Consider the following 22,233-nt stretch of genomic DNA (forward strand, 5'->3'; position numbering starts at 1 on the left):
GCCGGTGAGGGTCATTTCGTGACCTTGTTCTGGTTAGGGTGTGACGGAGGAGGGGGCGAAATGGCGGCACGCTGGCCCGCCGTGGCCGCGGTCGCCGGGGGAACCGCGCTCATCGGCCTGCACGGCTGGTCCTACGGCAACTGGATCAACGACGACGCGGCGATCACTTTCGCGTACGCGCGCGACCTGGTCGACGGCGCGGGGCCGGTGCTCCAGCCGGGTGCGGAACCCGTCGAGGGGTTTTCGAACCCGGCCTGGCTCGTCCTGCTGGTGCTGGGGAAGGTGCTGCGCCTGTTCGACACCGGCGCGATCTTCGGCGTACCCGACTACGTCCTGTTCCCGAAGATGCTCGGATTGCTGTGCTGCGCCGGTGTTCTCGCCGCGTGCCACTTCGCGGTGAGTCGCGTCACGCGGTGGGCGTGGCTGGTGACGTTGTTCGCGGGCGGGTTGCTGGCCGCGATCCCGTCGTTCGTGATCTGGTCGCTGTCCGGTTTGGAGAACCCTCTGTACGCGCTCGCGGTGGCGTGGCTGGCGGCGCTGTTGTTCCGCGCGGTGGCGGACGGGCGGGTGGCCGGCGTCCGGGTCGGGCTGGCCGCCGGTCTGCTGGCCGTGCTGGCGGCTCTGACCAGGCCGGACGGTGCGATCTTCGTGCTGGCCTACCCGGTGGTGGCGCTGGTGTTCGCGCGGCGGTGGCGGGCGCTGCTTCCGGCGGGGGTGTCGGTGCTGGCGTTCGCGGTGCCGTACGGCGCGTACCTGCTGTGGCGGCACGCGGAGTTCGGCCGGTGGGTGCCGAACACGGCGGTGGCGAAGAACCAGCAGCCGCCGTCGTGGTCGAACGCCGGGCGGGTGGCGGAGCCGGTGGAGTATCTCGGCTGGCCGGTGGTGCTGGCCGGGCTGGTCACCGTGGGGTTGGCGTTCTGGCTGGTCCCGACGTTGCGGCGGCCGTTGGTGACGTGGCTGGTGCCGCTGGTGCTCGCGCTGGCGGCGTACTGCGTGCTCAACCCGGAGCCGGGCGGCGAGTTCCGGTTCGCGACTCCGTTGTGGACGATGGCGGCGCTCGTCGCGGCGCTGGCGGTGGTCGAGGTGATGCGGGCGCTGTCGGTGCGCTGGCGGGCGGTGCTGGCGGTCGTGCTGGTGGCCGCGGCGGTGCCGAGCGCGCCCGCGCTGGCCGACTCGGGCCGCGGGTTCGCGAGCGGTCCGGTGGTGCCGTTGTGCCAGATCGCGGAGCGGTACGGGCGGTTGTTCAACGGGTACGCGGACACGATCGGCCTGCGGGAGGGGTCGGTGCTGTTGCCGGACGTCGGCGGTACGGCGCTGACGAGCCGGTTGCGGGTGGTGGACTCGGTGGGGCTAGCGGACGCGCACATCGCGGACCTGGTGTCCACGGGGGACTTCCCGGGGTTGCGGGACTACGTGTTCGACGAGGTCAAGCCGACGTTCATCCACACGCACGTGCCGTGGACCGACCTGACGGGGCTGACGTCGGACGGGCGCCTTGCGGTCGAGTACGCGGCGGTGGTGCTCGACCGGACGGGCAAGAACGGCGACTGGGTGCGGCTGGACGCGCTCGACGGCGACGACCTGGTGAACCTGCGGGCGTACGCGCGGGTGACCGTGCCGCGCGTGGAGGCTTCGCGCGCGGCGTCGGTGACCGGGCGGTGTGGTGACGTGCTGCGGCCCGGTCAGGTGCCCTAGTTCGGCGGGAGTGCGGTGGCCAGGGAGGTCTTGGTCTGGGCGAGGCGTTCGGTCAGCGAGTTCGGGTGGCCGTCGAGACCCTGGGACACCCAGATGGCGACGGCGTAGCTGCCCGAGGTGTACCACGTGCCGCTCATCTGGCCTGCCGAGTTGCTGCCGGTGACGGCCTTCGCGTCGGTCGACCCGGACGGGACGGTCTGCAGGCCGGCGGTGAGGGAGTGCTCGTAGAGGCCGCGGGTGATCGAGGCCGCGGCGGTGGGCGAGCTGGCGGGGACGACCAGGACGAGGTAGCCCTGCGGGCCCTGGGAGGAGCCGCGGAAGATGACCTGGTTGGCGCCGTTGTCTTTGAAGAGCTGGCCTTCCTCGCGGGAGTACAGCTTGAGGTCGATGCCCTGCTCGACGGTCAGGGTGCCGTTGTTGGTGCTCGGGGTGCCCGGCAGGGTCGGCAACCGCGCCTCGACGGCCTCCGGGGAGTTGACGGCGGAGGTGGTCGGCCCGGCGGTCGTGGTGGTGGTGTTGTCGTCGCGCAGGAACCACACGCCGGCCGCGACCATCGCGACCACGACGACGACGCCGAGGGTGATGAACAACCAGGTCGGCTTACGCTTCGGCGGGGCCTGCAACACCGGCGCGGCGTCGAAGGGAAGCTGTTGGCCGGGCCCATGCAGGGGCGGCGGCGGGGTCATGCTGGGCAACGGCCGGGCAGGCGGAGGCACCGGATTCGTGACGACCGTCGGAGCGTCCTCGATGGAGGGAAAGCGCATCGAGTCGGTGGCCCGCTCGTCGGCCGGGCTGGGGGCGCTCGTGGGCTTCTTGGTGGCGAGCAGTTGCGCGGAGATGCTCTGAGTGGGCCCTTCCTCGGTGGCGAGCGCACTCCGGACGGGAGCCTCCCCACCCTGCTGCTGGCTCGGGCCACCCTGCGGCTGCCCAGCCTGCGGGCGACTCTGCGCTTGGCCACCCTGCTGCTGGCCGGCCGGTGGCTGCCCGGCCTGAGGCTGGCTCTGCGGCTGACCGCCCAGTTGCCCACCGTGCTGCTGGCTCTGCGGCTGGCTGCCCTGCGGTGTGCCGCTCTCCGGCTGGCTGCCCTGCTGCTGGCCAGCCTGTGGCTGGTCGCTGTGTGGCTGCCCCTGGCCAACTTGCGGCTGCCCGGCTTCGGGCTGCGGCTGGGCGCCTGGCTCAGGCTGGCCACCCTGAACCTGCCCGACCTGCCCCGCCTCGACCTGACCCGGACCAGCCTGCGGCTGCCCCGCCGGAGTCTGCCCCGTCGCGCCGGTCTGAACCTGCCCGTACACGTCCTGCGGCTGCCCCACCTGGGGCTGAACCCCCGCCTGCGGCTGCCCAACCGGCGGCTGCCCCGGCACGCCCGGCCCCTGCGGCACCCCGCCCACCGGCTGATGCGCGTACTCGCCCGGCGGAACCTGCCCCTGCGGCCACCCCTGCGGCGCGAAACCCTGCGGCACCGCGCCCCCCGGCACCGCGCCCTGCGGCGCCCCCTCCTGCGGCCACCCTTGGGGCGCCTGCGCCCACGGCGCCTCCCCCGGCTGCGGAGCGAATCCCGAACCGGCCGGATTCGCACTCTGCCACTGAGGCGCCCCGTCAACCCGCCCCCGCGGCGAAGCCCCCGACGCCGGCGCCACATTGCCCGACGCGGCGGCGAGCAGCTCGTCCCGCATCTTGCGGTGCTGGTGCTGGGTGATGGTCCCGTTGGCGAGCTCGGCGTCCAAACGGCGCAGCTCGTCCTGCCAACTCATCCCGGGGCTCCTCGGTCAACTTGCGCACGGTGGACGTCACCGAGAAGATAGCGCGATCACCGGTTCGATGGGTGCGGATGTGTCCGATCCGCCCGCCTACCCCGCCGGCAGCAGCGGCTCCACCTTCTCGGCGAACGTCCGCGCGTCCGGGCACGCTTGAATGCCGTCGGCGGTATCGGACAGCGTGGCTATGACCAGCACGCGAGCGTGCTCGGTAACCTCGAGTGCGAGAGCGCAACCGCCGGTGGTGGTTTGCGCCTGCATCGCGTTTCGGCCGTTTATCGAGGTGTTCACCACGCCGGTGTTGGCCGTGGCGAATTCACTGAGTCCCTGTTCGGGATCCAGGGCCAACGCGAACGAGCCCCAACCCGGCTTCACCGCGACGCATTGGTTCCGCGCGCTCTTGTTTTCCCCCGGGTCGAATCCCTGGCCGGCGGTGAGCTGATCCAGGAGCCGGCAAGCGTTCAGCCCGTTGAACACGTCCGCGCCCGCTGTCGATGCGGTCGTGGGCGCGGGTGATGCTGTGCCGGCCACGGTGCTGGTACAGCCTGTCGCCGCGGCTGCAAAGCACACGAGGCCGGCCACAGTTTTGATGATGCGGATTGTGCTCACCGGGGTTCCTGGTCCTTGAAGGTGCTGAGAGTCTCGCTCACCGCGTCGTCGGCAACCTGGTACTTGCTGATCGCGATTTCGACCGCCTGCTGGAGAGTGGTCAGCAAGTCCACAGCAGCTGTGAACACCTTGACGAGCGACTGGTCATCCGAATCCATTGCGGTCAGGAAATGGGCGGAGGCCTTCTTGGCGTAGTCATCGTTGCCGAATTTCGGCGCTTGTTGGAGGAGGTAGATCCTCGGGCGGATACCGTCCAGACGTTCCTTCATCTGTTCGATGGCCCGGCGCAGGTGCGTTCCCGTCTCCTCGTCCACCGCCCAGCGGCCGGCTTGCGCGTCCGCCAGCATGCGCTTCGCGTCGGTGTTCATCGTGTTCAGTTGTTGCTCGCCGCCGAAGACGTTGGCCACCTGGGTCGCCACGTCGCCGGAGTTGTCGCTCATGAGCCCTCCCTCGCTCGGCCAGCACGATATCCCCCGGGCCGCCCCGCTGCCACAACCAGCGACTACGCCGCCTCCTCCAGGTACGCCGCCGCTTGCAGGGTGAACAGTGACGCGTAGTCGCCGCCCTGGGACATCAGCTCCTCGTGCGTTCCTTCCTCCGCCAGGCGGCCCCGGTCGAGCAGCAGGATTTTCTCCGCCTGCCGCACCGTCGAGAACCGGTGCGAGATGTACAGCGTCGTCCGGCCCTCGGACAGCGCGCGCAGCCTCGCGAACAGATCATGCTCCGCCGCGGCGTCCAGTGCCGATGTCGGCTCGTCCAGGATCAGCACCGGCGCGTCTCGCATGAAGGCCCGCGCCAGCGCGATCTTCTGCCACTCCCCGCCGGACAGCGACACCCCCTGGTCGAACCACCGGCCAAGCGGGCTGTCGAAACCCCGCGGCAGCCGGGAAATCCGCGAACCGACCCCGGCCCGCTCCGCCGCGTCCTCAATGCGTGCCCGGTCGTCCAGTGCGCCCAGCTGCCCGAGCCCGATGTTCTCCGCCGCCGTGCCCTGGTATGTCACGTAGTCCTGGAACATCGCCGAAATCCGGGACCGCAGCTCGTCCGGGTCGAACTCGCGCAGATCCACCCCGTCCAGCAGGATCCGGCCCCCGGTCGGGTCGTAGAGCCGGCACAGCAGCTTGATCAGCGTCGACTTGCCCGCCCCGTTCCGCCCGACGACCGCCACCGTCTCACCGGGCCGGATCTCGAACGACACGTCGTCCAGCGCCTTCTCCCCGGCGCCCGGGTAGCTGAACGACACGTTCTCGAACTCGATGTGCCCCCGCACCGGTTCGGGCAGCGGCTTCGCCACCGCGGGCGCCGTGATCCGCGGTTCGGTCGCCAGGAAGTCGTACAGCGTGTCCAGGTACAGGTTGTTCTCGTACATCCCGGAGAACCCGCTGAACAACCCCTGCACCGACGTCTGCACCGCCGCCGCGGCCGCCGTGTACAACGCGAGGTCCCCGATCGTCAGCCGCCCGGCCACCGCCTCCAGCGCGATGTACAGCGCGATCCCGGATCCGGCCAATGTGGACAACAGGCTCCACGCCGTCCCCACGAAGTTGCGCCGCGTCGTCAGCTTCCGCTCACGCGCGTAGTAGTTCTGCCCGAGCCGCCGGAACCGGTCCACCAGGTACGGCCCGAGCCCGAACAGCTTGGTCTCCTTGGCGTACGTGTCGGTGGTGACCAGCGAGTTCAGGTAGTCCATCCGCCGCCGGATCGGCGACATCCACAGCGTCAGCATGAACGCCCGCGCCCCGTACTTCGACTGCGAGATGAACGCCGGCACCGGCGCGGCCAGCGCGACCACCGCCAGCAGCGGGCTCACCGACACCAGCAGCACCACCATGCTCCCGAACGTGATCGACGTCCGGACCAGCCCGAGCGCCGAGGTCAGCATCGACACTGGCCGCTGTGGCGCCTCCTGCGACGCCTGCCGCAGCTGGTCGTAGGACTCCGAGTCCTCGAAGAACCGCAGGTCCAGCTTGCTGGCGTGGTCCATCACGCGGTGCCGGATGCTCAACGTCATCCGCTCCTGCAGCAACTGCTGGGCCGCGTTCGTCAACGCGGTGCTGATCGCCGTCGCCGTGAACACGCCGAACTCCAACGCGGCAAGCTCGACGATCCGCGTGGTCGTCCCGTGCCCCTGCACCGCCGCCACCACGGCGTCCAGCAGGAGCTTCGCCACGTACGCGGTCAGCGTCGGCATCAGGCCGCTCACCACAGTGGACAGTGCGATCAGGACGGTCATCACCGGGCTCGCCTGCCAGGCCAATCCGATCACGCGCGGCAGACCACGCACCGTCCCGCTCGCGGACTGGCGGAGCCGGGTCAGGCGCGACCGCAGGTCAGTCGGCTCGTCCCGCACCGCGTCCGGGATGTCGACCGGACCCGTCAGCCCGCTCTGCGCGACCGAGCTGCTGGCCTTCCGCAGCATCCGGCGCACCCCGATCGGCGCCCCGCCCCCGTGCATCATGCGCTCACCGCCCCGTGCAGGAACACGTCGATCAGCTCCGCCGTGGACAACCCCGCCTGGTCGTCGCGACGGCGCGAGAACAGCAACGACATGAAGACCCCGGCCAGCTGTTCGGCGGGCAGCCGCAACCGGTCTTCTGGGGTGAACAGCTCCGTGATGGCCTCGCGCATCGCGGTGAACGATTCCGCGCGCGAGCCCTTCCGCGGCTCGCCGCGCTTGAGCCTGCCGGAGGAGTGCAACGCGCCCATCAACGCGCCCATCCGCTCCAGGTGCGCCGACAACGCCTCCGCGGCTTCGGTGAGCCGGTCCGCCAGCGGCTGGTCGAGCGGGATCTCGGCGATCACCGCCAGTGCGCTGTCCGGTTTGAGCGCTTCGGCGACACAGGCGTCGAGCAGTTCGTCCTTGTCCTTGAAGGCGCGGAAGATCGTGCCTTCGCCGATGCCGGCGGCGCGCGCGATCTGGGCGGTGGTCACGGCGGCACCGTGCTCGACGACCAGCGGCAGCACGGCCTGCACGATCATCCGGCGCCGGTCTTCGGCGCTCATGCCGGGCGCCCGGCGGCGGGGAGGAGCGGTCATGGGACCAGTGTGCGGAGTGAGCGCTCACTCCGTCAAGCGGGTAGAAGAACGGGGCCGCGCCGGAACGCGGCCCCGAACCGTCAGTACGTGATCGCCATGGCCGGATCGGCCAGCAGCGCGCCGACGTCGGCGAGGAACTGCGAGCCCTGCTGCCCGTCGACCAGCCGGTGGTCGAAGCTCAGCGACAGCTGCAGCACCTTCCGCACGGCGAGCTGCCCGTCCACCACCCACGGCGCGTCCTTGATCGCGCCGAAGGCCAGGATCGCGGCCTCGCCCGGGTTGATGATCGGCGTGCCGGTGTCCACCCCGAACACCCCGACGTTGGTGATCGTGATCGTCCCGTTGACCATGTCCGCGGGCGGGGTCTTGCCTTCGCGCGCGGTCGTGGTCAGCTGGTCCAGCGCCCGCGCCAGCTCGGGCAGCGACATCGCGTCCGCGTCCCGGATCTTCGGCACCACGAGCCCGCGGGGCGTCGCCGCGGCGATGCCCAGGTGCACGTAGTCCTTGTAGACGATCTCGCCCGCCGCCTCGTCCCAGGTGGCGTTGACGTCCGGCGTCCGCTTCACCGCCATGCACACGGCCTTGGCCGCGAAGGCCAGCGGGGTCAGCTTCACCCCGGCGAAGTCCGGGTGCTTCTTCAGCCGCTCACGCAGCTCCATCATCGGCGTGACGTCGATGGTGAGGAACTCCGTGACGTGCGGCGCGGTGAACGCGCTGGACACCATCGCCTGCGCGGTCGCCTTGCGGACGCCCTTGACCGGCACCCGACGCTCACGCGACCCGGCCACCGGCGCGGGAGCAGCGGGAGCAGCCGGACGGGCCGCCCGCTCGACGTCCTCGCGCGTGATGATCCCGCCGTCCGCCGACCCGGTCAGGGTCGACAGGTCGACACCGAGGTCCTTGGCGAGCTTGCGCACCGGCGGCTTCGCCAGCGGTACGTAGCCACCCCGCGCCGCCGCGGGCGCCGGCGCCGGAGCAGCCGGTGCGGCGGGAGGAGCAGCAGGCGGTGCGGCGGACGGAGCGGCCCGACGCGGTCGTCGCCGCGCCTCGGTCGTCTTCGAGCCGTAGCCGACCAGCGGCTTCATCTCCTCCTCGGCCGCGGCAGGCGCCGGCGCGGACGAGCCGTTCACCGCCTGGGCCGGAGACGCCGACGACCCGGCCGGGTCGACGTCGACGGTCAGCAGCGGCGCCCCGACCTCGACGGTCGCGCCGGGCTCGGCCAGCACCTCGGTGATCACGCCTGCCCACGGGATGGGCAGCTCGACGGCGGCCTTCGCGGTCTCCACCTCGACGACGATCTGGTTGACCGTCACCTCGTCGCCGGGCTGCACCCGGATGTTCAGGATCTCGGCTTCGGTCAGGCCTTCGGCGGTGTCGGCGAGCAGGAACTGCTTGTACTCGGGCACCCCGCCTCACCAGCCCATCGCGCGGTCGACGGTGTGCAGCACCCGGTCCAGGTCGGGGAGGAAGTGCTCCTCGAGCTTGGACGGCGGGTACGGGGTGTCGAACCCGGTGGCCCGCAGCACCGGCGCCTCCAGCGAGTAGAAGCACTCCTGCTGCACGCGCGCGGCGATCTCCGAGGTGATCGACGACTCCGACGACGCCTCGCTGACCGCGACCAGCCGCCCGGTGCGGCGCACCGACTCGAACACCGGCGCGAGGTCGAGCGGCGAGATCGTGCGGAGGTCGATGACCTCCAGCGACCGGCCCTCTTCCGCCGCGGCCTCGGCCGCGTCCAGACACACCTTCACCGACGGCCCGTAGGCGACCAGCGTGCAGTCGGTGCCCTGGCGCACCACCCGCGAGGCGAACAGCGGCCCCGGCGGCGTCGTGGTGTCCACTTCGGACTTGAGCTGCCCGTTGTGGTAGAGCCGCTTGGGCTCGAAGAACAGCACCGGGTCGTCGCAGTCGATGGCCTGCTGGATCATCCAGTACGCGTCGGCCGGGTTGGAGCACGACACGACCTTCAGCCCGGGGATGTGCGCGAACAGCGACTCCGGCGACTCGGAGTGGTGCTCGACCGCCCCGATCCCGCCGCCGAAGGGCACCCGCACGACCACCGGGACCTTGACCTTGCCCTGCGTCCGGTAGTGCAGCTTCGCCAGTTGCGAGGAGATCTGGTCGAAGCCGGGGAAGATGAAGCCCTCGAACTGGATCTCGCACACCGGCCGGAACCCGCGCACGGCGAGGCCGACCGCGGTGCCGATGATGCCGGACTCGGCCAGCGGCGTGTCCAGCACGCGCTGCTCGCCGAAGTCCTTCTGCAGCCCGTCGGTGATGCGGAAGACGCCGCCGAGCTTGCCGACGTCCTCACCGAGGACGATGACCTTGTCGTCGGCCTCCATCGCGGCACGCAGGCCCAGGTTCAGGGCCTTGCCGATGGTCAGCTTCTGCATCGCGGGCACGGCACCGTCCACAGGGGACTTGACGGGGGCGGCCATCAGCGCTCACCCGCTTCCACGAAACCGGCGAGGTAGGACAGGTACTCGTCGCGCTGGGCGTCTAGCACCGGCGACGGTTCGGCGTAGACGTTGGCGAACACGCGTTCCGGCGGCGGTTCGGGCATGTTGAAGCAGAACTCGCGCAGGTCGGCGGCGAACGCGTCGGCCTCGACCTGGATCTGGTCGAACCACGCCTGGTCGGCGAACCCGCTGCGCGCCAGGTGCACCCGCACGCGCTCGATGGGGTCCTTGTGCTTCCACACCTCGAGCTCGTCGGAGAGCCGGTAGCGGGTCGGGTCGTCGGTGGTGGTGTGGGCGTCCATCCGGTAGGTGAACGCCTCGATCAGCACCGGGCCGTTGCCGTGGCGGCATTCTTCGAGCGCCCACCGGGTCACCGCGAGGCAGGCCAGCACGTCGTTGCCGTCGACGCGGATGCCGGGGAACCCGTACCCGCGGGCGCGCTGGTAGAGCGGCAGGCGGGACTGGCGTTCGGTCGGCTCGGAGATCGCCCACTGGTTGTTCTGGCAGAAGAACACCAGCGGCGCGTCGTACACCGCGGCCCACACGAAACCCTCGTGCACGTCGCCCTGCGAGGTGGCGCCGTCGCCGAAGTAGACGATGGTGGCTTCGCCGTCGTCGTCGCCGACCTTGCCCTCGAACTTCTGGCCCATCGCGTAGCCGGCGGCGTTGAGGACCTGGTTGCCGATCACGATGGTGTACGGGTGGAAGCCGTGGGCCTGGAAGTCCCAGCCACCGTGGTCGGTGCACCGGAAGATGCCCAGCAGTTCCTTGAAGTCGACGCCGCGGGTGTAGGCCACGCCGTGTTCCCGGTAGCTCGGGAAGGCCATGTCCTGCGGTTTGAGCGCGCGGCCGGAGCCGACCTGCGCGGCTTCCTGGCCGAGCAGCGGGACCCAGATGCCGAGCTGGCCCTGGCGCTGCATCGCGTTGGCTTCCCGGTCGGCCCGGCGGACCAGCACCATGTCGCGGTAGAGCCCGCGCAGCGCTTCCGGGTCGACGTCGGAGATGTAGCGGTCGAACTGCGGCGAAGCGATCCGCTCGCCTTCGGGGGTGAGCAGCTGAGTCACCTCAGCGCCACCTGCGTCCGTGTTTCGCAAACCGGCGATCACCTGCTCCCGCGATGGTTGTGCGGCCTGTGCGGCCGGTCCTTCGCCGGGCTCCGGGTGCGTCCACTGTTCGGGGGACGGCATGCGCGTTCTCCTCGGTGTCCTGCCACGAGGCCGCTTGTGGCGGCCGCTGATGGCTGACCGGCGGCCACCGACGTTTCGGATCCGAAGCGCTCGGCAGCCGTCGGCCGTGACGGCTTACGGGGAACATCCTGACACGAACCAGCCCCGCGAGTGCAGGTCCGCGCCTGATTTGTTGCTGGGAAAGTCCGCCCTGAGCTGCGCAAACGCTCGGAAGCCCGACCGACGACCCACCGATAGTCGGCCGTGGAGGCGCGCGTTCACCTGCCCGGAAGTGACGGACGGGCCACCTCCGTCGCGGAGAACGCTCCGGAGGTGGCCCGTCTCGGTGCTGTGGGTGACCTGCGTCACGTCACCCGGTTACAGGTTGGCCTTCGTGAACTGGTACTGCTGTGCCGCCTGTGAACTGAAGTTGTACTTGAGAGTGGCGAGCCCGAACGGCTTCGTCGGGTCGACCTTGAACAGCGTGCTCGACCGCGGCGGGTTGCGGGTGTCGGCCGGGCCGTACTTGTAGTCGCCGGTGAGACCGTCGAACGACACGGTGCCCAGTTCGCTGGACGCTTTCAGGATGCCGTCGCGGGACAGATCGCCCAGCTCGACCGCCTTCTCCAGCACCGCGGTCATCGCGCGGGCCTGGTTGTAGCCGAAGGCGAAGTAGTAGTCCGGCTCCTGCTGCGGGGCGAAGGCATTCTTGTCGGCGACCATCTTCGCCATGCCCGGCACGGAGTTGTCGCCCCACTCGGTGCCCTCGGCGACGATCGTGACGTACTGCTGCAGGTACGGCGCGATCGCGGACTTGGCGAACGCCGAGGTGTAGCTCGGCGACTGCCCGTACCACTTGGGCGCGAACCGGGCCTGCGCCGCGGTGCCCCAGATCTTGGCCGCGTCCGTCGGGGTCGCGGTCAGGAACACCATCTGGCAGCCCGCGCCGGCGAGCGCGCCGATCTGCCCGGCGTAGTTCTCCGTGCCCGCCTTGAAGCGCTGCGTGTTCGCCACGGTGAAGCCGTAGCTCTTCGCCGCGAAGTCGATCCCGGCCTGGCCCGCCTCGCCGTAGACGTCGTCCTGGACCATCGTGCAGATCTTCGAGTCCTTGGTGCCGCCGCCTTCGGTGAGGTAGTGGTCCATGGCGTTGATCGCCTGCACCTGGTACGGCCCGCCGACCGGCAGCAGGTTCTCCTCACGCACCCACAGCGCGTCCAGCGAGGCGGGCGCGGCGAGCATCTTGTCCGCGCGCAGCTGCGGCAGCACGGCCAGCGTCGACGGCGTGCCCAGCAGCTGCGTGAACGCGACGACGTCGCCCTTGACCTTGTTGTACTTCTGCACGGCGACGTCCGGCTTGTACTGGGTGTCCTCCTGGACGAGCTGCACCTTGTACTTGCCCGCGATCCCGCCGCGTTCGTTGAGCGCTTGGAACCAGACTTCGTTGCCCGAGGTCAGCGGCTGCCCGATCACCGCGACCGGACCGGACAGCGGGGACAGCACGCCGAGCTTGATCGTCGTGCCGTCGAACCCGGTCGTGGCGCCCGGGTTGCCGGCCTGGCCGCCACCACCGCCTTCGTCGTCGCCCGCGCCGCCGCACGCGGCCAGCACGAGCGTCGCCGCGGCCAGCGCGGCCGCGATCCGCGATCTCTTCATGGACGCCTCCTGAACTAGTAGGAGAAGGGCCAGGCCTTGAAGTAGGTCTTGACGCGCAGCCAGATGCCCGCGAGCCCGCGTGGTTCGAGCACCAGGAACAGCACGATCAGCAACCCGAAGATGGCCTGGTTGAGGGCGAACACACTGATGAACCCCGAATCGCCCACGCTCGTCTGGACGCCGGGAATGACGTCGCTGTAGCGGTCGATCAGGGCGGGCAGCGCGCCGACGAACAGCGCGCCGAGCACCGATCCGAAGATCGTGCCCAGACCGCCCACGATGATCACCGCGATGTACTGGATGGACAGCAGCAGGTTCCACTCGTCGGGGCTCACGAACTGCTGGTAGGACCCGAACAGCGCGCCCGCCATCGAGGCGATCGCGCTGGACACCATGAACGCGCCGATCTTGTACCGGCCCGCCCGCACGCCGATCACCTCGGCGGCCTGGTCGCGGTCGCGCACCGCCTGCAGCGCGCGGCCCGGGCGGGTGCGGGCGAGGTTCTTCACCAGCAGCGCGACGAGCCCGACCAGCGCCCACACCAGCCAGAACCAGCCCTGGTTGCGCGAGTAGCTCTCGCCGAAGATCGTCAGGTCGGCGAAGTTCACCGGCCCGATCGCGACGTCGGCGTTGACCGACGTGCCCGAGTTGCCGCCGGTGAGGTCGTCGAGGTTGCGCCACAGGTGCTCGCCGAGGAACACCAGTCCGAGCGTGACGATCGCCAGGTAGTGGCCGCGCAGCCGCAGCGTGAACGGCCCGATCAGCCCGCCGAGCACGGCCCCGATCCCGGCGGCGGCGAGCAGCCACAGCGGGAACGGCATGCCGAAGTCGCCGCCGACCTTGGCTGTCACGTACGCGCCCGCGCCGATGAAGAACGCGTGCCCGAGCGAGATCTGCCCGCAGTAGCCGGTGAGCAGGTTGAGGCCGATCGCGCCGACCGCGGTGATGCCGGCGTAGATGAGGACGGACAACCAGAAGTCGTCCTGCACCACCGTCGGCAGCACCAGGAACGCCGCGATCATCAGCGCCAGCCCGAACTTCGACATCGGCGAGCCGAACAGGCGCAGGTCCTGGGCGTAGTCCCGGACGAGGTTGCGGTGCGGTTTGGGCATCAGATCCTCCGTACGTCCTTGGTTCCCAGCAGGCCGTACGGCCGGATCAGCAGGATCACGATCATCAGCAGGTAGGGCACGATGATCGACACGTTGTCGCCCGCCCAGGAGAACAGCTGGTCCTGGTAGCCCCGGGTGAGCGCCTCGGCCAGCCCGATCACGATGCCGCCGAGCACCGCGCCGGCCGGCGAGTCGAGGCCGCCGAGGATCATCGCCGGGAACGCCGCGAGCGCGATGAATCCGATCGACGGGGAGAGCCCGCCCGGCCCGGCCGCCATGGTGATCCCGGCGAGCGCCGCCAGCGCCGATGCGATGGCCCACGAGACCGCGTACACCCGGCGTGCGCTGATCCCCTGCGCCAGCGCCGCTTCCGGGTCGAACGCGGTGGCCCGCATCGCCAGGCCGAGCGAGGTGAAGCGGAAGAACAGGAAGAACGCGACGACGACCGCCGCGGTCAGCCCGATCGTCCACAGGTCCCGCACGCCGAAGACGATCCCGCCTGCTTCGACGGTCTGGATGTTCCACGGGTTGGTGACCTGCAGGTTGTCGAAGCCCCAGATCGCGGTGATCAGCGGCTCCAGCACGAACAGCAGGCCGATGGTGATCATGATGACCGCGAACGGCGGCTGCCCGACCATGCGCCGCAACACGATCCGCTCGAACCCGGCGCCGACCAGCGCCGCCGACGCGCACGCCAGCAGGATCGCCGCGCCGAACGCGATCGCCAGGTTGTTGGCGAAGGTGTACCCGAGGTAGGCGCCGAGCGCGAGCAGCCCGCCCTGCGCGAAGTTGATCACCCCCGTCGACTTGTAGATGACCACGAAACCCAGCGCCACCAGGGCGTAGGTGGACCCGAGGGCGAGCCCGGCGAAGCAGTTCTGCAGGAACGTCGTCACCGGTACATCGCCTCGATCTCGTGCTCGAACCGCAGCTCGATGGCCCGCCGTTTGACCTTCTGCGTCGCGGTCAGCTCGCCGTCCTCGTGGTCGAGTTCCTTGCCGATCAAGGTGACCCGCTTGATCTGCTCGACCTGCGAGAACTCCCGGTTGGTCTCGTCGACCACCTGCTGGACGAGCGCCACCACCTCGGGTTTGGCCGACAGGTCGGCGTAGGTCGTGTACGCGAGGCCGCGCCGGGTCGCCCAGTTGCCGACCGTCTCCGCCTCGATGCCGATCAACGCGGTGAGGTACTTGCGGCGGTCCCCGATCACGATCGCCTCGCGCACGAACGGCGAGACCTTGAGCCGGTTCTCGATCTCCGACGGCGAGATGTTCTTGCCGCCCGCGGTGATGATGATGTCCTTCTTGCGATCGGTGATCCGCAGGAACCCGTCGGCGTCGATCTCGCCGACGTCGCCGGTGTGCAGCCAGCCGTCCGCGTCCACCGCCGCCGCGGTGGCCTCCGGGTTGCGGAAGTAGCCCTGGAAAACCCCGGCCGAGCGGGTGAGGATCTCGCCGTCCTCGGCGATCCGCACCTCCACGCCGGGCAGCGGTTTGCCGACCGCGCCGAGCCGCACGTCGCCGTCCGGGGTGAGTGTGGCCAGCGCGGTGTTCTCGGTCTGCCCGTAGCCCTCGCGCACCGGAACCCCGATGGCCCACAGGTATTCCAGCACCTGCGGCGCGATCGGCGCGGCGCCGGACAACGCGGTGCGGACCCGGACCAGGCCGAGTTTCTCCCGCAGGGCACGGAAAACGAGGAACTCCGCGAGCCACAGGCGGATCCGGTCGCCCGCCGACAGCCGACCGGTCATCCGGCGCGGCGCGATCCGGCGGCCCTGCTTGAGCCAGAACCGGTAGAGACCGCGCTTGAGCCGCGAGGCGTCGGCCATCCGGATCTCGGTGCCCGCCAGCATCTTCTCCCACACCCGCGGCACGCCGAGGAACACGGTCGGCTGCACGTCGCGCAGGTCGTTGAGGAAGGACGGGCCGCCCTCGCCGAAGTTGACCACCGAACCGGCCCACACCGAGTCGATCACCGAGGTGAGCCGCTCGGCGATGTGGCACAGCGGCAGGTAGGACAGCACCTCGTCGTCCGGGCCGCCGCCGAGCGCGTCGATGAACGTGCGCCCGGCCGCGACCAGGTTGGCATGCGAGATCATCGCGCCCTTGGGCGGTCCGGTGGTGCCGGAGGTGTAGACGAGGATCGCGGTGGCGTCCGGGTCGAGCCGCGACACCGAGTCCTGGTAGTCACGCAAGGCGTTGTCCCGCGGGCGTTCCAGCTGCTCGAACGTCATCAGGTCCGGCAACGCCTCCACGCGCACCCCGCGCGGGTCCATCACCACCAGGCTCCGCAGGTCGGGCAGCCTGCCGCGCACCGCGAGCGCCTTGTCCAGCTGCTCCTCGTCCTCGGCGATCAGCACCTTCGCGCCGGAGTGCGACAGCAGATATTCGACCTCGGCCTCCGGCGAGGTCGGGTAGACGCCCATGCTGATCGCACCGATGCCCTGCACGGCCAGGTCGGCGACCACCCACTCCGGCCGGTTCTCGGCGTGGATCGCCACCCGGTCGCCCGGCTCCACGCCGAGTTCCCGCAGGCCGGCGGCGACGTTGGCGACCCGTTCGGCGTAGGTGGACCAGGTCCACTCGCGCCAGCGGCCGCGGTGCTTCTCCCGCATCGCGGTGCGGTCGCCCAGCGTCCGCGCGTGTTCGAGCAGGCGCGCGGGCAGGGTCCGCACGTCCGGGGGAGCGGCCAGTGCCGTGCTCATCGCGCACCGCCCAGGTAGGCCTCGATCACAGCGGGGTGGTTCTGGATCTCCGACGGCTTGCCGGTGGCGATCGCGACGCCGAAGTCCAGCGCGAGCACCCGGTCGGCGAGGTCCATGACCAGGCGCATGTCGTGCTCGACGAGGATCATCGCCAGGCCCAGCTCGCGCCGGACCTCGACCAGGTAACGCGCGGTGTCCTCGGTCTCCTCCAGGTTCATGCCGGCGACCGGCTCGTCGAGCAGCAGCAGCGACGGCTCCATCGCCAGCGCCCGGCCCAGTTCGGCGCGTTTCGCGACGCCGTAGGGGAGCAGCCCGGCCGGCATCCGGCGGTACGGCTCGAGTTCGAGCAGTTCGACGATCTCCTCGACGGCCGCGCGGTGCCGGACCTCCTCGCGCTTCGCGCGGCCCCACCAGAGCATCCCGGTGCCGAAACCGGTGCGCATCAGGTGGTGGCGGCCGAGCATCAGGTTCTCGATGAGCGTGAGGTGCTCGAACAGGCCGAGGTTCTGGAACGTGCGGGCCACGCCCATCGCGGCGATCGCGGCGGGCGCGCGGCCGACCAGCCGTTCGCCGTCGAGCGTGATGGTGCCCTCCTGCGGGCGGTAGACGCCGTTGAGGCAGTTGAAGATCGAGGTCTTTCCCGCGCCGTTCGGGCCGATCACGGCGAACAGCTCGCCGCGGCCGACCTCGAAGCTGACGCCGTCCAGTGCCGTGACCCCGCCGAAGCGCAGGGTCAGGTCGCGGACTTCGAGGATCGGGCGATCGGTGCCGGCTTCGTCCTCCCGGGCGGGTGCGGGGTCGCTGGTGGTCACGCGCTCCATCGCTTCTTCCTCCGGTAGCTCTTGACTTCGGCGAAGCTGCGCCGCTCCTCGTGCTGGGCGGCGCCGAGGTAGAACTCGCGGATGTCCTCGTCGGCGAGGAGGTCGGCGGCGGGGCCGTCCTTGACGACCTTCCCGGTCTCGACGACGTAGCCGGACCCGGCGATCGACAGCGCCATCACGGCGTTCTGCTCGACCAGCAGGACGCTGGTGCCCTGGCCGTTGATCTCGACGATGATGTCCCGCACCTGCTCGACGAGCTTGGGCGCGAGACCGAGCGACGGCTCGTCGAGCAGCAGGAGCTTCGGCGACGCCATGAGCGCGCGGCCGATCGCGAGCATCTGCTGCTCGCCGCCGGAGAGGTAACCGGCGATCGAGCGGCGGCGGCCTTTCAGGACCGGGAACAGGTCCATCACCCTGGCGTAGGACTCGCGGACCTCGGTGCGGGAGCGGCGGGTGTAGGCGCCGGTGCGCAGGTTCTCGTCGACCGTGATCTCGGCGAAGATCCGCCTGCCCTCCATCACCTGCGCGATGCCCTTGCGCACCACGTCGGCGGGGTCGGCGCCGGTGATGTCCTCGTCGCGGAAGCGGACCGTGCCCTTGGTGATCTTGCCGCGGTGCGGCATGAGGAGGCCGGTGATCGCCCGCAGCAGGGTCGTCTTGCCCGCTCCGTTCGCGCCCAGCAGAGTGACGATCGCGCCGTCGGGGACCTCCAGGCTGAGTCCCCGGAGGACCAGCACCACGTCGTCGTACACCACTTCGAGGTTGTTCACCGCCAGCACGGGTGGTGACAAGGCGTGCCCTCCGTTCCTCGTCGAACCGGGCTTTTTGTCCCCAATGTGGGTGATTGAGATCACATTGAATACGGAAGGTGGCTAGCGGTCACGGGTGGCGGCCAATGCGGAGCCGAACTGTGACCTGGCGACGGCTGGCAGAATGGCCCGGGTGGAGCAGACGACCGTGCGTGAAACCGTGCAGCGCCTCTGGGACCGCGAGGTGCTGCCGAGCCTGTCCGGCCTGGTGGAGATCCCCGCCCTGTCGCAGGCCTTCGACCCCGACTGGGCCGCCAACGGGCACCTCGACGCCGCCGTGCGGCACGTGCAGAACTGGATCGCCGGGCGCGGCCTGCCCGGCGCGACGCTCGACGTGGTGCGGCTCGACGGCCGCAGCCCGGTGCTGCTGGTCGACGTCCCGGCGACGCCCGGCGCGGAGGACCGCGGCACCGTCCTGCTCTACGGCCACCTCGACAAGCAGCCCCCGGTCGGCGGCTGGGCGGAGGGGCTCGGCCCGTGGACCCCGGTGGTCCGCGACGGCAGGCTGTACGGCCGCGGCTCGGCCGACGACGGGTACGCCGGCTACGCGGCGACGGCCGCGCTGGAGGCCGTGCACGCGGCCGGCGGCGCCCACGCGCGATCGGTGATCCTGCTGGAGACCGGCGAGGAGTCGGGCAGCCCCGACCTGCCGCGGTACCTGGAGCACCTGTCCGAGCGGCTGGGGCGCGTGAGTTTCGTGGTGTGCCTGGACTCCGGCGGCAACGACTACGAGCGGCTGTGGCTGACGACGAGCCTGCGCGGGATGACCCAGGTGCACGTCACGGTGCGGGTGCTCCAGGCGGCGGCGCACTCGGGGCTGGCCAGCGGCGTGGTGCCGAGCTCGTTCCGCGTGCTGCGGCAGCTGCTGGACCGCATCGAGGACGCCGAGACGGGCGAGATCAAGCTGGCGGAGCTGAACGTCGACATCCCGTCGAACCGCCGCGACGAGGCGGCCGCGACGGTCGCGGTGGCCCCCGGCGCGATCAGCGGTTCGTTCCCGCTGATGCCGGGGATGCGCCCGGTGTCGGACGACGAGCTGGAGCTGCTGCTGAACCAGTCGTGGCGGCCCACGCTGTCGGTGATCGGCGCCGAGGGCTTCCCGGAGCCGGCGAACGCGGGCAACGTCCTGCGCGACCACACGACGCTGGCGCTGAGCTTCCGCCTCCCCCCGACGGCCGACGCGGCGGCGGCGCTGAACGCGGTGGAGAAGGCGCTGACCACGGACGTGCCCTACGGCGCGGTGGTCGAACTGTCCGGAATGGAGGCCGCGAACGGCTGGAACGCGCCCGACCCGTCGCCGTGGCTGGCTTCGGCGCTGGAGCGGGTCAGCGACGAGGTCTTCGGGGCCCCGTGGCGCAGCGTCGGGCTCGGCGGGTCGATCCCGTTCATGGGCCTGCTGGGCGAGAAGTACCCGGAGGCCCAGTTCCTGGTCACGGGCGCGCTGGGCCCCGACTCGAACGCCCACGTCCCCGACGAGTGGTTGCACCTGGCACAGGCGAAGCGGCTCACCGAGGCGGTGGCGCACATGCTGGACGCCCACGCGCGGGGCTGAGCCCGCGGCGCCCTTTTCATTTCCCCCACGGAAATCCCTCCGCGCGTGGTTCGAGTGGCCTTGATGACAGATCACCAAGACGTGACCCCGCCGATGCTGCACATACTCCTTTCGGATGGCAGGATGCGAGAACTCATCGGTACGACCTACTAAGAGTGACTAGGAGTAGCTCCGTGGCACGTGCAACACACTTCAAGGCGCTTGCCCTGCTGCCCGCGTTCGCCCTGGCCGGGCTGACCATGGCGTGCGGCGCTGGTGGCGACGGCTCCGGAGGCACCTCCCAGCCGGCAGGCGGGACCGCGGCGTCGCAGGCCGAGGAGATCCCCGCGGTCGCGAAGGACCCGGCACTCGCCGCGATGGTCCCGCAGGCCATCGCCGCCGACGGCAAGATCGTCGTCGGCCAGGACCAGAGCTACGCGCCCAACGAGTTCGTCGACGAGCAGGGCAAGGTGGTCGGTTTCGACGTCGACCTCGGCAACGCGATCGCGCAGAAACTGGGGCTGACGACGGAGTACCAGAACGCCGCGTTCTCCGGCATCCTGGCGGGTCTCGGCGCGGGCCAGTACGAGCTGGCCATGTCGTCGTTCACCATCAACTCCGAGCGGCTGCAGACCGTCGACATGGTCTCCTACTACAGCGCCGGCACCTCGCTGGCCGTGCCGAAGGGCAACCCGGACAAGATCTCCCTGGACGACCTGTGCGGCAAGAACATCGCCGTCCAGCAGGGCACCGTCCAGGTCGACGACCTGGCCGCCCGCTCGCAGCAGTGCACCTCGTCCGGCAAGCCGGCGATCAACGTGCAGCAGTTCCAGCAGCAGACCGACGTCAACCTGCAGGTCCAGACCAAGCGCAGCCAGGCGATGCTCGCCGACTCCCCGGTCGTGGACTACGCGGTCAAGCAGACCGGCGGCGCCGTAGAAACCGTCGGCCAGCCCTATGACGCCGCGCCCTACGGCATCGCGATCAAGAAGGACCAGGGCAGCTACGCGCAGGCGATCCAGGGCGCCGTGCAGGCCCTCATCGACGACGGCACCTACGCCAAGATCCTCGCCAAGTGGGGCCTGAACACGAGCGGTGCGCTCACGAAGGCGGAGCTGAACCCGCAGAGCTGATGACCGAGACACGTCAAGTCACGACCCAGCCCGAGGACATCCGCGCGGTCCCGGTGCGGCACTACGGCCGGTGGATCGCCGGCGTGGTCATCCTGTTCCTGGCGGCCATCGTCGTCCGCAGCGTGGTCACCAACGCGAACATGCAGTGGGACGTCGTCGGCGACTACCTGTTCGACGACCGGATCCTGCGCGGCCTGCAGAACACGCTGATCCTCACCGTCATCTCGATGTTGATCGGCGTCGTCGGCGGTGTCGTCCTCGCGGTGATGCGGTTGTCGCCGAACCCGCTCGCGGCGGGCGCGGCGGCGACCTACATCTGGTTGTTCCGCGGCACGCCGCTGATCACGCAGCTGGTGTTCTGGAACTTCCTCGCGTTGTTCTACCCGCGGCTCGGGCTCGGGGTCCCGTTCGGGCCCGAGTTCGTCAGCTGGGACACCAACTCGCTGATCTCGCCGTTCACGGCGGCCCTCCTCGGGCTCGGCCTCAACGAGGCCGCCTACATGGCGGAGATCGTGCGCGGCGGCATCCTGTCGGTCGACGCCGGTCAGCTCGAGGCGGCGAGCGCGCTCGGCATGTCGCGGGCCAAGACCCTGCGGCGGATCATCCTGCCGCAGGCGATGCGGGTGATCATCCCGCCGACCGGCAACGAGACCATCGCGATGCTCAAGACGACGTCGCTGGTGGTGACGATCGGGTACTTCGAGCTGATGACGTCGGCGCAGCAGATCTACGCGCAGAACTACCGGATCGCCCCGCTGCTGATCGTCGCCGCGCTGTGGTACCTGTTCATGACCTCGATCCTGACGCTGGTGCAGATGCAGATCGAGCGCCGGTTCTCCCGCGGCTCCTCGCGGCAGGTGGTGGAACGGACCACGTGGGCGAGCCGGCTGCTCGGGTTCCGCTTCGGCAACCGCGGTGACGGGGGAGGTGCGGCCCGGTGACCCCGGTCGTGCAGGCGCAGGGCATCCACAAGCGGTTCGGCAGGCTCGAGGTGCTCAAGGGCATCGACTTCGAGGTGCAGGAGCGGGAGGTCGCCTGCCTCATCGGCCCGTCGGGGTCGGGCAAGTCGACCTTGCTGAGGTGCATCAACCACCTGGAGAAGATCAACGCCGGGCGGCTCTACGTGGACGGCGAACTCGTCGGCTACCGGCAGCGCGGCGAGAAGCTGTACGAGCTGCGCGACAACGAGATCGCCCAGCAGCGCCGCAACATCGGCATGGTGTTCCAGCGCTTCAACCTGTTCCCGCACATGACGGCGCTGGAGAACGTCATGGAAGCGCCGGTGCAGGTGCGGCGGGAGAGCAGGCAGGCGGCCCGCGAGCGGGCTCGCGAGCTGCTCGACCGGGTGGGGCTGGCGGACAAGGAGAGGTCCTACCCCGCGCAGCTCTCCGGTGGTCAGCAGCAGCGGGTCGCGATCGCGCGGGCGCTCGCGATGCAGCCCAGGCTGATGCTGTTCGACGAGCCGACCTCGGCGCTGGACCCGGAGCTGGTCGGCGACGTGCTGGGCGTGATGCGGCAGCTCGCCCGGGACGGCATGACGATGGTCGTCGTCACGCACGAGATGCAGTTCGCCCGTGAAGTGGCCGACAAGGTCCTGTTCATGGACGGCGGCGTCGTGGTCGAGCAGGGGCCGCCGTCCCAGGTGATCGGCGCCCCGCAGCAGGAGCGGACCCGGTCGTTCCTGGCCCGTGTCCTGAAGTCGGCCGAGGAGCAGTAGCGCGGACACCCCCTCGTCCGCGACGATCGTC

19 protein-coding genes are annotated in these 22,233 nt (G+C 70.3%); 5 read left to right on the forward strand and 14 right to left on the reverse strand.

The annotated features are described in order from the left end of the window. The first annotated feature begins 60 nt into the window (after positions 1-60). Entirely contained in the window at positions 61-1,695 is a 1,635-nt protein-coding gene (locus ACCP09_RS27940) for a hypothetical protein (RefSeq protein WP_433751559.1), read from the forward strand. Here the strand turns inward: ACCP09_RS27940 and ACCP09_RS27945 are convergent. The 14 genes from ACCP09_RS27945 to ACCP09_RS28010 form a co-directional block, all read right to left on the reverse strand. Beyond that, positions 1,692-3,446 carry a hypothetical protein gene (locus ACCP09_RS27945; protein WP_433751561.1) on the reverse strand — a complete coding sequence of 585 codons (1,755 nt, stop codon included), beginning with the start codon at positions 3,444-3,446 and terminating at the stop codon, positions 1,692-1,694. The genes ACCP09_RS27940 and ACCP09_RS27945 overlap by 4 nt on opposite strands. 96 nt (positions 3,447-3,542) lie before the next feature. Next, positions 3,543-4,058, reverse strand: a complete 516-nt coding sequence (locus tag ACCP09_RS27950; protein ID WP_433751563.1) for a DUF3558 family protein — start codon at positions 4,056-4,058, stop codon at positions 3,543-3,545. Then, entirely contained in the window at positions 4,055-4,498 is a 444-nt protein-coding gene (locus ACCP09_RS27955) for a hypothetical protein (RefSeq protein ID WP_433751565.1), read from the reverse strand. Before ACCP09_RS27955 ends, ACCP09_RS27950 begins: the two co-directional genes overlap by 4 nt. Positions 4,499-4,560: 62 nt before the next feature. Then, positions 4,561-6,513 (reverse strand): ABC transporter ATP-binding protein, encoded by a 1,953-nt coding sequence (locus ACCP09_RS27960; RefSeq protein WP_157360805.1) that lies wholly within the window; start codon positions 6,511-6,513, stop codon positions 4,561-4,563. Next, positions 6,513-7,061 (reverse strand): TetR/AcrR family transcriptional regulator, encoded by a 549-nt coding sequence (locus tag ACCP09_RS27965; protein WP_123684303.1) that lies wholly within the window; start codon positions 7,059-7,061, stop codon positions 6,513-6,515. Before ACCP09_RS27965 ends, ACCP09_RS27960 begins: the two co-directional genes overlap by 1 nt. A 113-nt stretch (positions 7,062-7,174) precedes the next feature. Beyond that, positions 7,175-8,500: a dihydrolipoamide acetyltransferase family protein gene (locus ACCP09_RS27970; protein ID WP_123684302.1), complete on the reverse strand. Its 1,326-nt coding sequence runs from the start codon at positions 8,498-8,500 to the stop codon at positions 7,175-7,177. Positions 8,501-8,506: 6 nt separating this feature from the next. Beyond that, the gene (locus ACCP09_RS27975) at positions 8,507-9,535 is read right to left on the reverse strand and encodes an alpha-ketoacid dehydrogenase subunit beta (protein ID WP_027933085.1); all 1,029 of its coding nucleotides are present in this window, start codon (positions 9,533-9,535) and stop codon (positions 8,507-8,509) included. Next, entirely contained in the window at positions 9,535-10,743 is a 1,209-nt protein-coding gene (gene pdhA, locus ACCP09_RS27980; RefSeq protein WP_431903516.1) for a pyruvate dehydrogenase (acetyl-transferring) E1 component subunit alpha, read from the reverse strand. Before pdhA ends, ACCP09_RS27975 begins: the two co-directional genes overlap by 1 nt. Positions 10,744-11,100: 357 nt before the next feature. Then, on the reverse strand, positions 11,101-12,375 hold the full coding sequence (locus ACCP09_RS27985) for an ABC transporter substrate-binding protein (RefSeq protein WP_027933083.1): 1,275 nt from the start codon (positions 12,373-12,375) through the stop codon (positions 11,101-11,103). A 14-nt stretch (positions 12,376-12,389) separates the two neighbouring features. After that, positions 12,390-13,487, reverse strand: coding sequence for a branched-chain amino acid ABC transporter permease (locus ACCP09_RS27990; protein WP_027933082.1), 1,098 nt, complete (start codon positions 13,485-13,487; stop codon positions 12,390-12,392). Further along, entirely contained in the window at positions 13,487-14,383 is an 897-nt protein-coding gene (locus ACCP09_RS27995) for a branched-chain amino acid ABC transporter permease (protein ID WP_433751568.1), read from the reverse strand. The genes ACCP09_RS27990 and ACCP09_RS27995 overlap by 1 nt, the downstream gene beginning before the upstream one ends. After that, positions 14,380-16,191 (reverse strand): AMP-dependent synthetase/ligase, encoded by a 1,812-nt coding sequence (locus ACCP09_RS28000; protein WP_433751570.1) that lies wholly within the window; start codon positions 16,189-16,191, stop codon positions 14,380-14,382. Before ACCP09_RS28000 ends, ACCP09_RS27995 begins: the two co-directional genes overlap by 4 nt. Continuing rightward, on the reverse strand, positions 16,188-17,012 hold the full coding sequence (locus ACCP09_RS28005) for an ABC transporter ATP-binding protein (RefSeq protein WP_017986099.1): 825 nt from the start codon (positions 17,010-17,012) through the stop codon (positions 16,188-16,190). The genes ACCP09_RS28000 and ACCP09_RS28005 overlap by 4 nt, the downstream gene beginning before the upstream one ends. Next, entirely contained in the window at positions 17,000-17,791 is a 792-nt protein-coding gene (locus ACCP09_RS28010; protein WP_433751595.1) for an ABC transporter ATP-binding protein, read from the reverse strand. Before ACCP09_RS28010 ends, ACCP09_RS28005 begins: the two co-directional genes overlap by 13 nt. A gap of 154 nt (positions 17,792-17,945) precedes the next feature. Here ACCP09_RS28010 and ACCP09_RS28015 point away from each other — a divergent pair, with 154 nt between their 5' ends. The 4 genes from ACCP09_RS28015 (at position 17,946) to ACCP09_RS28030 (ending at position 22,202) form a co-directional block, all read left to right on the forward strand. Then, on the forward strand, positions 17,946-19,373 hold the full coding sequence (locus ACCP09_RS28015) for a M20/M25/M40 family metallo-hydrolase (RefSeq protein WP_123684299.1): 1,428 nt from the start codon (positions 17,946-17,948) through the stop codon (positions 19,371-19,373). Positions 19,374-19,546: 173 nt separating this feature from the next. After that, positions 19,547-20,485, forward strand: coding sequence for an ABC transporter substrate-binding protein (locus tag ACCP09_RS28020; RefSeq protein ID WP_433751572.1), 939 nt, complete (start codon positions 19,547-19,549; stop codon positions 20,483-20,485). Next, on the forward strand, positions 20,485-21,426 hold the full coding sequence (locus ACCP09_RS28025; RefSeq protein ID WP_400983446.1) for an amino acid ABC transporter permease: 942 nt from the start codon (positions 20,485-20,487) through the stop codon (positions 21,424-21,426). Before ACCP09_RS28020 ends, ACCP09_RS28025 begins: the two co-directional genes overlap by 1 nt. Beyond that, on the forward strand, positions 21,423-22,202 hold the full coding sequence (locus ACCP09_RS28030) for an amino acid ABC transporter ATP-binding protein (protein WP_433751575.1): 780 nt from the start codon (positions 21,423-21,425) through the stop codon (positions 22,200-22,202). The genes ACCP09_RS28025 and ACCP09_RS28030 overlap by 4 nt, the downstream gene beginning before the upstream one ends. Positions 22,203-22,233: the final 31 nt, after the last annotated feature.

Source organism: Amycolatopsis sp. 3B14 (assembly GCF_050958625.1).
Classification (GTDB): domain Bacteria; phylum Actinomycetota; class Actinomycetes; order Mycobacteriales; family Pseudonocardiaceae; genus Amycolatopsis_E; species Amycolatopsis_E thermoflava.

Excerpts from the sequence above, each read along its gene's own strand:
- ACCP09_RS27965 (WP_123684303.1), bottom strand. The coding sequence starts at position 7,061 with ATGAGCGCCGAAGACCGGCGCCGGATGATCGTGCAGGCCGTGCTGCCG.
- ACCP09_RS27985 (WP_027933083.1), bottom strand. The coding sequence starts at position 12,375 with ATGAAGAGATCGCGGATCGCGGCCGCGCTGGCCGCGGCGACGCTCGTG.
- ACCP09_RS27975 (WP_027933085.1), bottom strand. The coding sequence starts at position 9,535 with ATGGCCGCCCCCGTCAAGTCCCCTGTGGACGGTGCCGTGCCCGCGATG.
- ACCP09_RS28000 (WP_433751570.1), bottom strand. The coding sequence starts at position 16,191 with ATGAGCACGGCACTGGCCGCTCCCCCGGACGTGCGGACCCTGCCCGCG.
- ACCP09_RS28025 (WP_400983446.1), top strand. The coding sequence starts at position 20,485 with ATGACCGAGACACGTCAAGTCACGACCCAGCCCGAGGACATCCGCGCG.
- ACCP09_RS27960 (WP_157360805.1), bottom strand. The coding sequence starts at position 6,513 with ATGCACGGGGGCGGGGCGCCGATCGGGGTGCGCCGGATGCTGCGGAAG.
- ACCP09_RS27990 (WP_027933082.1), bottom strand. The coding sequence starts at position 13,487 with ATGCCCAAACCGCACCGCAACCTCGTCCGGGACTACGCCCAGGACCTG.
- ACCP09_RS27945 (WP_433751561.1), bottom strand. The coding sequence starts at position 3,446 with ATGAGTTGGCAGGACGAGCTGCGCCGTTTGGACGCCGAGCTCGCCAAC.
- ACCP09_RS27955 (WP_433751565.1), bottom strand. The coding sequence starts at position 4,498 with ATGAGCGACAACTCCGGCGACGTGGCGACCCAGGTGGCCAACGTCTTC.
- pdhA (WP_431903516.1), bottom strand. The coding sequence starts at position 10,743 with ATGCCGTCCCCCGAACAGTGGACGCACCCGGAGCCCGGCGAAGGACCG.
- ACCP09_RS28015 (WP_123684299.1), top strand. The coding sequence starts at position 17,946 with ATGGCCCGGGTGGAGCAGACGACCGTGCGTGAAACCGTGCAGCGCCTC.
- ACCP09_RS28005 (WP_017986099.1), bottom strand. The coding sequence starts at position 17,012 with ATGGAGCGCGTGACCACCAGCGACCCCGCACCCGCCCGGGAGGACGAA.
- ACCP09_RS27940 (WP_433751559.1), top strand. The coding sequence starts at position 61 with ATGGCGGCACGCTGGCCCGCCGTGGCCGCGGTCGCCGGGGGAACCGCG.